The 10605-nt window shown below is 71.0% G+C and carries 11 protein-coding genes; 2 read left to right on the top strand and 9 right to left on the bottom strand.

Annotation, left to right across the window (positions count from 1 at the left end):
- The 4 genes from KPL78_RS23030 to KPL78_RS23015 all read right to left on the bottom strand — a co-directional run.
- The coding region (locus KPL78_RS23030; RefSeq protein ID WP_219765304.1) for a hypothetical protein at window positions 1–556 on the bottom strand (556 nt) is incomplete at its 3' end.
- Between the two features lie 9 nt (window positions 557–565).
- Complete coding sequence (locus KPL78_RS23025; RefSeq protein WP_219765303.1) at window positions 566–1006, bottom strand: ExbD/TolR family protein; 441 nt, start codon at window positions 1004–1006, stop codon at window positions 566–568.
- 6 nt (window positions 1007–1012) lie between these two features.
- Window positions 1013–1741 carry a MotA/TolQ/ExbB proton channel family protein gene (locus KPL78_RS23020; RefSeq protein WP_219765302.1) on the bottom strand — a complete coding sequence of 243 codons (729 nt, stop codon included), beginning with the start codon at window positions 1739–1741 and terminating at the stop codon, window positions 1013–1015.
- A gap of 865 nt (window positions 1742–2606) precedes the next feature.
- Window positions 2607–4280 (bottom strand): M3 family oligoendopeptidase, encoded by a 1674-nt coding sequence (locus KPL78_RS23015; RefSeq protein ID WP_219765301.1) that lies wholly within the window; start codon window positions 4278–4280, stop codon window positions 2607–2609.
- Between the two features lie 113 nt (window positions 4281–4393).
- Between KPL78_RS23015 and KPL78_RS23010 the strand changes: the two genes are divergently transcribed.
- Complete coding sequence (locus tag KPL78_RS23010; RefSeq protein WP_219765300.1) at window positions 4394–5065, top strand: substrate-binding domain-containing protein; 672 nt, start codon at window positions 4394–4396, stop codon at window positions 5063–5065.
- A gap of 354 nt (window positions 5066–5419) precedes the next feature.
- Here the strand turns inward: KPL78_RS23010 and fabG are convergent, their stop codons facing one another.
- Both fabG and KPL78_RS23000 read right to left on the bottom strand, forming a co-directional pair.
- A complete protein-coding gene (gene fabG / locus KPL78_RS23005) occupies window positions 5420–6124 on the bottom strand; it encodes a 3-oxoacyl-ACP reductase FabG (RefSeq protein WP_219765299.1) in 705 nt (234 codons plus the stop codon).
- On the bottom strand, window positions 6124–6945 hold the full coding sequence (locus tag KPL78_RS23000; RefSeq protein WP_219765324.1) for a HesA/MoeB/ThiF family protein: 822 nt from the start codon (window positions 6943–6945) through the stop codon (window positions 6124–6126). The genes fabG and KPL78_RS23000 overlap by 1 nt, the downstream gene beginning before the upstream one ends.
- A gap of 363 nt (window positions 6946–7308) precedes the next feature.
- On the opposite strand from KPL78_RS23000, the gene KPL78_RS22995 reads away from it, so the two are divergent.
- The gene (locus KPL78_RS22995) at window positions 7309–8574 is read left to right on the top strand and encodes an MgtC/SapB family protein (RefSeq protein ID WP_219765298.1); all 1266 of its coding nucleotides are present in this window, start codon (window positions 7309–7311) and stop codon (window positions 8572–8574) included.
- Between the two features lie 7 nt (window positions 8575–8581).
- Here the strand turns inward: KPL78_RS22995 and KPL78_RS22990 are convergent, their stop codons facing one another.
- From KPL78_RS22990 to KPL78_RS22980, 3 genes are read right to left on the bottom strand one after another with little or no spacing between them, the layout of a single operon-like run.
- Complete coding sequence (locus KPL78_RS22990) at window positions 8582–8836, bottom strand: hypothetical protein (RefSeq protein WP_219765297.1); 255 nt, start codon at window positions 8834–8836, stop codon at window positions 8582–8584.
- 59 nt (window positions 8837–8895) lie between these two features.
- The gene (locus tag KPL78_RS22985) at window positions 8896–10002 is read right to left on the bottom strand and encodes an alanine racemase (RefSeq protein ID WP_219765296.1); all 1107 of its coding nucleotides are present in this window, start codon (window positions 10000–10002) and stop codon (window positions 8896–8898) included.
- Window positions 10003–10010: 8 nt separating this feature from the next.
- Entirely contained in the window at window positions 10011–10448 is a 438-nt protein-coding gene (locus KPL78_RS22980) for a hypothetical protein (RefSeq protein WP_219765295.1), read from the bottom strand.
- Between the last annotated feature and the right edge of the window lie 157 nt (window positions 10449–10605).

Genomic DNA, 10605 nt, shown 5'->3' with positions numbered 1-10605 from the left:
CCCGCGGCCGCGGTTGGGGCGGCGGCGGTTCGCGCTGCGGCTGGGGCGGCGGTGGAGGCGGTGGTGCCGGCAGGGGCTCGGGCAGCGGGTCCGGCGTTGGCTCGGGTTCGGGCGCCGGGTCCGGGGGCGGCGGCTCCGTCACCGGTTCCGGTGGCGGGGGCTCCTGCGGCATGGGCTCCGGCGCCGGAGGCTCGGGCGGTGCGGGGTCGGGCGGCGGCACCTCGGGTGGCGGCGGTTCCGGCGGATGGGGTTCGGGGGGCGCGGGTTCGGGTGGTGGCTGCGTCACCGGCTCGGGTGCCGCCGCGGGTTCCGGTTCGGGCTCGGGGAGGGGCTCCTCGACCGTCGGCTCGGCCATGGCGATGACGATCGGGATCTCCTCCGACACCGCGGCGCTCGGGGGGGTAACGGCGGGGGAGAGCAGGAGGAACGCCACCAGCCCGCCATGCAGGAGCACCGCGATGCCGGAGGCGATGACGCGAAGGCGCGACGTGACATCGGCGCAGGCCGGCAAGGGCAGCGCGTCGAAGGATACGATCGAGGGCTTGGGCTGGCGCATGGCCATGGTTCAGCGCGCGGTCCCGCCGGACTCGACCTCCGCGATCAGGGAGACGCGCGTGATGCCGGCCGTGGTCACGCGTCCCATGATGCGCAGCACCTCGCCGTAGGCCACGGCGCGGTCACCGCGCACATGCACGACGATCTCGGGATTCTCGGCCTTCATCATGCCAAGCCGTGTGGCGAGGGCGCTCTCCTCGATGCGCTCTTCCCCGATGTGGATCAGGCCTTCGCGCGTCACCGTCAGCACGACGGGAGGCGTGGGGCTGGTGGCGCGGGCCGCGGCATTGCGCGGCAGATCCACCGGCACGCCGGTCACCATCATCGGCGCCGCCACCATGAAGATGATCAGCAGGACCAGCATCACGTCCACGAAGGGCGTGACGTTGATCTCGGACATCGGGGCGGCGTCGTCCTCGTCCCCGCTCTCGCCGCCGACGGACATGGCCATGGCGCGCTACTCCGCCGCCCGGGCGGCGACGTGGCCGCCGCGGGGCGGCCGGGCCGACAGCCGCGCGCCGATCGCCGAGATGGCCGCAAGCCCTTCCGCCCGCAGCCCCGCGACGCGGCGCGCGATGCGGTTGTAGCCGATGACCGCGGGGATGGCGGCGAACAGGCCGATGGCGGTGGCGAGCAGTGCTTCGGCAATACCCGGCGCCACCACGGCAAGCGAGGTGTCGCGCGACTGCGCGATGCCCTGGAAGGATCCCATGATGCCCCAGACCGTGCCGAACAGTCCGACGAAGGGCCCGACCGCGCCGGTGGTGGCGAGGAAGGCCGTGCCGTGCTGGGCGCGGCGGAGCGCGACGGTCAGCGTCTCGCGCATCGCGCGTTCGATGCGTTCGCGGTATTCGGCGCGGCTCTCGCCGGCATCGCGGCCGTCGGCCCATTCCCGCGCGGCGGCGCGCTGGATGCGCGCGGCGAGGCCCTCGCCATTCACCGCATCTCCCTCGCTGGTCGCGCCGAGGCGCCTGATCTCGCGTTGCAGGCCCCCCAGCAGGAAGCCCTTCTCGATCATGATCGTCCAGCAGACGATCGAGGCGAGGACCAGCGCGCCCATGACGCTCTGCACGACCGGGCCCGCCTGCAGCACCAGATGCATGAGCGAGTGGTCGCTGGCCGCCTGGGCGACCTGGTCGACCGGCGCGCCGGCGAGAACGGCGGGGTCGGCTCCGGCGGGCGGCATGGCGGGTGCCGCGCCGGCGGCCAGTGAGTCGGCAGGCAGGGCCGGAGCAGCTGCGGCGGCCGGATCGGCCGGCGGAGAGGCCGCGGCAGCGTCGGTCGTCAACGAGGTGGTTGGCTCGCCGGCGGCGGGAGTGGGTGCGACGGCGTCGGCTGGCGCGGTAGCGGAGCCCGTCTGCGCGGGCATGGCCGGCGCAACAGCCGCATTCGCGGCGGCATCGGTTGGGACGGGCGCCGCCGGACTTATCGGGGCCGTGGCTGTCGGCGCGGCAGGCGCCGGGGAGGCGGGCGCAGTCGGCGGCGCGGCGGTGACGGGAGCGGGCGTGGCGGGAGCAGGGCTGGCGCCGGGCGCTGGAGTGTCAGGATTCATTGCTCTGCCCATGGCCTGAGGCGGTGGTGAGAGAGGCCGGTCGCCGGTTTCGCCCAGGGACGGCGCCGAAAAGCAGATCGAAGGTCATGACGGTGTCGCACTGCATGCGGGGACACCACAGGCCGCGCCCGCGGACGGCGCGTGCGGCATGGGCGTCTTGATGCGAAGCGGCACGGTGGAAACTCCCGGCGGGGGGCGATGGACTGCGGCGCAGCATATGCAGTTGAAAGTGACTCGCAATAGCAAAACTGCGTAACGCGCCTCATCGCCGGGCAGATCACGCCGGCCGCAGCCGCAGTCCGGGCAAAACAGGACCGGGAGCCTGTCTGCAAACGCGCCATCCGGCGCGCTGCCAGGGAAGGCGATGACCCCCGCGCCTCCGCCTGGCGATCCATATCAGTATCCGGAATGGGCGAGCAGTTGGGGGGGCGAGCCGGTGCCCAACCTTCCCGACAGGCTCCGGGCCCTCGTTTTCTCGCGAAGTCGCGTCCTGAGACGCTTACAGGCCGAGCACCCCGGCCGCCTCCGCCACCGCCGCCTCCAGGGCCCCGGGCGCGAAGGGTGACGTCAGTCCGGTCGAGGCCACCAGCCCCTGGAAGGGCATGGACCCGCCGCGCGCGCACAGCGCCACATAGGCGTCGAGCGCCGCCTGCGGATCGCGCCGCGACCACACCCAGAACTGCAGCGCGACGCAGAGCGCGAGGGTGTAGTCGATATAATAGAAAGGCGAATTGTAGATGTGACCCTTTGCCTGCCAGCGGCCGCCCATGGCCGGATAGGCGAGATCTCCGTAGTCGGTCCACGGCATGTAGAGCCGTTCCAGCCGCTGCCACATCGCGTGCCGTTCCGCCGGCGTCGCATCGGGGCTGGCATAGACCTCGTGCTGGAAGTGATCGACGCAGACGCCATAGGGCAGGAACATCAGCGCCGAGATCAGGTGCATCGCGCGGTAGCGGTCCGCCGCCGCATCGCCCACCAGCAGCCCCATATGCGGATGCGTCAGGTATTCCAGGCCCATGGAGTGGATCTCGGCCGCCTCCATGGTCGGCCACAGCGTGTCCACGCCCGGCAGGCCACGGCTTTCCCAGCATTGGAAGGCGTGGCCCATCTCATGCGTGAAGACGCCGATGTCGTGATGCGTGCCGTTGAAATTGGCAAAGATGAAGGGCGCGCCCACGGTCGGGAAAGCCGTGCAGAAGCCGCCCCCGGCCTTGCCCGGTCGGTTCTTCAGGTCGAGGAAGCCGCCATCCCGCATCATGGCGTAGAAATCCGCCAGGCGCGGGTCCATGCGCGCGAACATCTCCTGCGCCGCGGCGACCAGCGTGTCGTGATCGCCGATCGGCTTGGGATTGCCGGCGGGGTCGATCAGCGCCTCGTCCCAGTACATCAGCCGGTCCCAGCCGTGCTGGGCGCGGCGCTGATCCAGGACCCGAGCGACCAGCGGCGTGACATGCTTCGCGACCGCCTCGCGATACCGCGCGACATCGGCCGGGCCGTAGTCGAGCCGGCGCATCCGGCGATAGGCGAGCGGCGTGAAGGTCGCATCGCCCAGCTTGCGCGCCATGGTCGTGCGCAGCTTCACCAGCCCGTCATAGATGGCGTCCAGCTCCTCGCCATGCGCGGCGAAGAAGGACCAGCGCGCGGCCTCGGCCTCGTGGCGCAGGCTGCGGTCGCGGTCCTCGGCGAAGGGGGCGAGGCCGGAGAGATTCACCTCATTGCCGCGAACACTGACCTTTGCCCCGGCGAGCAGCGCGGTGTAGCGCGCGCCGAGCCGGCTCTCCTCCTCGCTTTCCGCCGCGATGACGGGGTCGAAGGTGGTGATGTCGGTCTGCCACAGCGCCACGACATGCCTGCCGGCCAGCGCCTCCAGCCCCGCGCGATCCGGGTCGTCCAGCAGGCGGCGCTTCAGCGCCGTCTCATGCGTCGCGGCCTCGGGCGCCAGGGCGTCGGCGTATTCGCGCGCCGCCACCGCATCCCTGTCGGTCGTGTCCTGCGCGAAGGTCAGGTGCACGAGGGACGACCAGGTCTCGTATTCCCGCCGCGCCTGGTCCCACGCCGCCAAGGCCCCCGCGCGGTCCCCGGCATCGAGCCGCGCCGCGATCGCCGCATGGCCGGCCGCCAGGCTCTCCTTGTCTGGGCGGGGGGCGGTGATCTCGGCGAAGCGAAGGGTCATGACGGGGCCTGCCTTTGCGTTTCCGCAGTCACCTCGCGCGACCGGGGCGCCGCGGTCAAGCGGTGGACGCCGCGGGAGGTTGCGGCCAAGGTCGCCTCTCGCGGAGGAATGCCATGGCCCGATTGATGTCCACCCTCGCCCTCGCTGGCCTGCTGCGGGATTCCGCGGAGGCGTTGGAAGCCGCGCTCGGCGCGCCGGTCGAAATCGAACTCGCCCCCACCAAGGCGCTGGAAGCGCGCATCCGCGATGGCATCCGCGCCGACGCCGCGGTGCTGACAGCGGAATCGGTGGCGGCGCTCACCGCCGAGGGCGTGTTGAACGGCACGACGGCGCGGGCGCTCGCCCATTCGCGCGTCGGGCTCGCGGTGAAGGCCGGCGCGCCGCTGCCGGACATCAGCGATGTCGCCGCGCTGCGGCGGTTGCTGCTGGAAGTGCCGTCACTCTGCTATTCGCGCGCCGGGGCGAGCGGGATCTTCTTCGCCGGGCTGATCGAACGCCTCGGCATCGCGGAGGCGGTCAACGCCAAGGCCATCGTCATCCCGCAGGGCTTCACCGCGGAAAAGCTGCTGACCGGCGAGGCCGTGATCGCCTTCCAGCAGATCAGCGAATTGATGGAGGTCGAGGGCATCACCGTCGTCGGTCCGTTGCCGGACGGCGCGCAGACCGTCGCGGTGTTTGCCGGCGCGGCTTTCGCCGGCGCGCACGACGGTGCCGCGCTGGTCGCGGCGGTGGCGGCATTGTGCACGCCGGCGGCCCTTCGGGCGAAAGGGCTCGAAACGCCGTGACGGGGAAGCGGCGGGGATGGGTGCCGGCTGCGCGAAGGTCGGATTGAAGAGGGCGCCGCCCCGCTCCAGACCTCACCCCGCCTGAGTTCCCGGTGACGTCGCGGGCCAACGTCAGGGGGAACCCTGGCCAGGGATGACGTGGACCGCCCGCATCTGGCGTCGGTCTGTTGCCCTGCCGACGCAGTTCTGGTGCTGGGACAAGTCTTGTTCATCGTTTCCGCCGTCATGCCCGGCGCCAGGTGATGGTTTCCAAAGGCCTCGGGCCTTTGGTGGCTTGGGGTTCGTGGGAGGGCAGAGCCCTTTCCCGGTCCACCGTCCTCACACTCTTTGTCCGTCCCAGGCGGGCTCCGGCCTCTACGCCATGCCCCCGTTGATCGAAATCGTCTGCCCCGTGATGTAGGCGGCGCGGTCCGAGCAGAGAAACGCGACGAGGTCCGCCACTTCCTCGACCCGCCCCAGGCGTCGCGCGGGGACGATCTGCCTGATCGTCTCGGGTTTCACCGAGATGCTGATGGCGGGACTGTCGATCAGCCCTGGCGCGACCGCGTTTACCGTCACACCGCGCGGTGCGCATTCCAGCGACAGCGCGCGCACCGCGCCGATCAGGCCGGCCTTGGCCGCGGCGTAGTTCGCCTGCCCGCGATTGCCCATGATCGCCGAGACCGAGGACATTGCCACGATCCGTCCGTTGCGCGTGCCCATCATCGGCAGCAGCAAAGGCCGCGCGACATGGAAGAAACCGTCCAGCGAGACGGCCATGACGCGGCGCCATTGGTCCTCGCGCATTGCGGCCATCGGCACGTCGTCGTGGGTGCCGGCATTATGCACCAGCACTTGGATCGGGCCGGCGTCCAGCAGCGATTCGCAGGCCGCCAGCGTGGCGTCGTGGTCGGCCAGATCGAAGGCGGCGTATGTACCACCGATCTCGGCCGCCAGGGTGGCGGCGCGTTCCGCCTGGCTGTGCGCGTGGACGATGACGACGCAGCCCTCGCGCGCCAGCGCACGGCAGATGGCTTCGCCGATCGGGCTGGTGCCCCCGGTGACGAGCGCGCGGCGCATCACACCGCGCAGACGGGCGCGGCCATGTTGCGATGGGCGGACAGATCCTTGATCGTCGCCTCCGGCCCGCACAGCGCGCAGGCCGGGTCACGCTTCAGCCGCACGGTGCGGAAGCGTGCATCGAGCGCATCCCACAGCAGCAGCCGCCCCTTCAGCGGATCGCCGATGCCCATGATGAGCTTCAGCACCTCGGTCGCCTGCAGCGTCCCCATCACGCCGGTGACGGCACCGAGCACGCCGGCCTCGGAGCATGTTGGCACCAGGCCCGGCGGCGGCGGTTCGGGATGCAGGCAGCGATGACAGGGGCAGGTGCCGCCATGGCCGGCGAAGATGCTGAGTTGCCCCTCGAAGCGCAGCACCGCCGCACTGACCAGGGGACGTTCCAGCAGGTGGCAGGCATCGCCGAGCAGGAAGCGCGTGCCGAAATTGTCCGTCCCGTCGCAGACGATGTCGTAGCGCGGGATCAGTTCCAGCGCCGCATCCACATCCATGCGGCGGACGTGGATCTCGAGATTCGTCTCGGGGTTCAGGGCGCGCAGGGTCTCGGCGGCGCTGTCCGCCTTGTTGCGGCCGATGCGCGCGGTGGTGTGGGCGACCTGGCGTTGCAGATTCGACAGTTCCAGCCGGTCGTCATCGATCAAGCCGATGGTCCCGATGCCGGCGGCCGCCAGATACAGCGCGAGCGGCGAGCCCAGCCCGCCGGCGCCGACCACGAGAACCCGAGCCGCGCGCAGCTTCGCCTGGCCGATCGCGCCCACCTCCTGCAACAGGATGTGGCGCGAATAGCGGTGCAGTTCCGCTTCGGTGAAGTCGAGCTCCATGATGGGGATATGGGCGCGCCCTGCCCTGGCGCGCAAGGACGCTCCTGCTTCGGCTGAAGGAGATCGGAGGGGCTCTGCCCCTCCGAACCACCCCGCCAGGTGCTTGGAGCACTTGGAACGCAGAAACCTGGCGCCGGGCAGAATAACGCAACCATTCCCCTGGAAGCGCCTTGCGGGCGCCGATGTGGATCGCGGCGCTTTTCCCGCCGGTGGCGCACCGCATCAGGTATCGGTTTCCAAAGGCCCTGTGGCCTTTGGCGGGGTGGTTTGGAGGGGCAGAGCCCCTCCAACCGCGACAGTTGAAGGCTCAGCGCCACCAGCAGGACGCTTGCGGCACGGCCCGGTCCGGCGCGATATGCGCCCATGAATGGGGAGGACCTGATCCGCCGACTGGCCGTGGCGCTCGCGATCGGCCTGCTCGTCGGTGCGGAACGGCATTGGCGGGAGCGCGATGCCTCCCCGGGCCAGCGCACGGCGGGTGTGCGGACCTTCGGATTGATCGGCCTGACGGGCGGGATCGTCGCGGCGCTGGCCGTCCCGGCGGGCCCGCTGGGGGGTGCGTTGCTGCTCGGCGCCGGCGTGGTCGCCCTGATCGCGGTGCTGCTGCCCTTCGCCCTGCTGGAGGCCCAGGCCGAATCGAATTTCAGCGCCACCAGCATGGTGGCGGCGATCGGCACCTATGCGCTCGGCGCCCTGGCGGTGTCCGGCCAGATCGAGGCCGCCGGCGCGGCGGCGGTGGCGATGACGGCGGTGCTTGCCGCGCGCGACCAGTTGCATGGGCTGATGGCGCGGGTGACCTGGGCCGAGATGCGCTCGGCCATCCTGCTGCTGTCCATGACGCTGGTCGCCCTGCCGCTGGTGCCGGATCGGCCGATGTCCTGGCTCGCCGGGGTCAATCCGCACAAGGCCTGGACGTTGGCGATCCTGCTCGCCGGGATTTCTTACCTTGGCTACCTGGCGGTGAAGCTGGGCGGGGAGAAGCGCGGCCTGCTGTTGGCCGGCGCCGCCGGGGGGCTGGTGAGCTCCACGGCGGTGACCCTGTCGAATGCCACGGCCTCGATGGAAGGGGGCTCGCCGCGCGGGCTGGCGGCGGGGGCGCTGGTGGCGGGGGCGATTTCCTGTCTGCGGACGGTGGTGCTGGTGCTTTTTGTCGCGCCGGCAACGGGGCGCGTGCTGCTGCCGGCGCTGGTGGCGGCCGCTGTCGCCTTCGGGGCGGCGGCCGCCGTCCTGGCGCTGCGCGACAGCAAGGGGGAGGCATCGCCCAAGCCGCCCTCGAACCCCTTCGAGATCATGGCGGTCCTGCGTATCGCCGCGCTGCTGGTGGGTGTCGGCGCCTTTGCCAAGCTGGGCGCCGAATGGCTGGGTGGCGCGGCCGTGCTGCTGATCGCCGCCATCACCGGGCTGACGGATGTGGACGCCATCGCGCTGTCGGTGCCCCCGATGGCGCCGGATGTGATTACGGCGGCGCTGGCCGCTCAGGCGGTCGCCGTGGCGGTGGCGAGCAACATCACCGCGAAGGCCGCCTACGCCGCAGCGCTCGGCAACACGGCCTATGGCAAGTTGTTCGGCATCGGCTCCCTCGCCGCCCTGGCTGCGGGCGGCGTGGTGCTGCTGGTGACGCTGCGCTGAAGTGCCGTCATCCGGCGCTGGGCTGTTCCACCGTCGCGACGGGGGCAGGGGACGAGGGCGGCAGCGCTCGTGCGGTCAGAGCCCAGGCGACGGCGAGCGCCGGCAGCGCCCATGCGCCGTTCGGCACCAGCCCGGTCACCGCAAAGGCCAGTGGCATGAAGGCCGCCGCCCAGGCCGCGGCAGTGCTGCCCGTCAGGTCGAAGATCGCGAAGCCGGTGACCGCCATGGTCACGCCCCAGATGGGCAGTAGAATGAACAGCATGCCGGATCCTCCTTCCTGTCGAGGTCCGGCACCCTGTCCCGGGATCAGTTAAGTCCGGGTTACCAACCGTTGACGCGGTCCCAGGTCGCGATCACCTCCCGCCCGCCATCGACGACATGGTAGCGGTCATGCGCCGCGACGGTGAGGCAGGTGTGGTTCGGCGCGATGCGCAGCAGCGCGCCGATCGGAAGGCGGTCGAAAGGCAGCGGGCCATCGCCACGGACCTCGCCATGTTCCTGATGGGTGCGGGCGACGATGGCCTCGCCGAAGGACGGCTTGCCGTCGACATCCAGCACCAGGCCGAAGCCATAGTCCTTCGGCGCCTTCTCGGTGGAGCGGTCCTTCGACAGGGCGATCGCCCCGGCATCGACCAGGACGGCGTTCCGGTCCGGCTTGCGGCCGGTGACGGCCGTAAGCACGGTGACGGCGATGTCATTCATCGCATGCGTGCCGATCTGCGCCTGGAACAGGTCGCCGAACATGTAGACGCCGGCGCGGACGTCTGTGATGCCCGACATGTCCTTGCTGTAGAGCGCCGTCGGCGAGGACCCGAGTGAGACCACATCGACCGCGACACCCATCCCGCGCAGCCGGTCGGCAGCGAGGACGGCGCCGCGATGCTCCGCCTCCGCGACCGTGGCGACGGCGGGGATGCTGCGCTCGTTGTAGGAATGGCCGGCATGGGTCATGACGCCGGCGCAGCGCGCGCCGAGCCGCCCGGCGATCTCCGTCAGCAGATTGCCGTCCGGGGTGACGCCGCCGCGCCCTTCGCCGCAATCGACCTCGACCAGCGCGCGCAGCGGGCCGGCATGGGCGGCGATGGCGGAGGCCGCGTCAGGGTCGTCGGTGATGACCTTCACATCGGCGCCCTGCGCGTTCAGCGCGGCGATGGCGTCGAGCTTCGCCGGCGTGATGCCCACGGCGTAGATCTGGTCGTGATAGCCGCCTCCGGCGAAATAGCGCGCCTCGGCCACCGTGCTGACGGTGATCGGCCCATGGTCCGGCGCCGCCAGTGCCGCGACTGCCAGGGACTTCGCTGTCTTCATGTGAGGCCGCAGCGTCAGCCCCGGATGCCGCGCCACGGCTTCGGCCATATGCGCGAGGTTGCGCTTCAGGATACCCAGGTCGAGTACCAGGCAGGGGGTCGGAAGATCGTCGAGAGTCATGAATCCATTCACCAGCGTCGCGCCACCGACAGTTCGATTTCCCCGCCCCCATCAACCCCACGCAGGCTGATATCGGCATAGGGTGTCTGCCAGCGGGCCACGATCCCGCCCCCGCCCTGCTGCGTGCCGAGGGCCGAGGCGTCCTGCAAGCAACCCGCGACCTCCCGCTGCAGGGCAGCGAAGCGCTCGCGCAGCTGGGCCGGGTTGGCGTCGTGCCGGAACATCACGGCGATATAGGCGCCGCGGACCGGCCCATCTTCCGACCGGACCATGCCGCGCCGCTCATCGAGCGAGCCCGGGATGTTGTGGCTCATGCGGGGCAGCCAGTCGAAATCGCTCTGCGCGGCCTGGACGAGGCCCTGCAGCCCCTCGCAGAAGGCCCGGTCGGCCTGGGCTTCGAGGGGCAGGCTCGCGAGCAGCGCGAGGGCCAGGATCTTGCGGCGCACGGGATGTCTCTCCGGGATATGATGCGAGGCTCAGAGATTGTCTGAAAGGTCCGGCACCGGCCCGCACCCCCACCCGGCGACCCACGTCAGTATCCTGGAATGGGTGGCCGAGTGGGGGTGCGGGCCGGTGCCGGATCCGGAAACGTGCCGACCGGCA

It is taken from the genome of Roseomonas alba (genome assembly GCF_019430885.1).
GTDB lineage: Bacteria > Pseudomonadota > Alphaproteobacteria > Acetobacterales > Acetobacteraceae > Neoroseomonas > Neoroseomonas alba.
The sequence above is the reverse complement of the archived record's forward strand: the minus strand, read 5'-3'. Positions and strand labels throughout refer to the sequence as shown.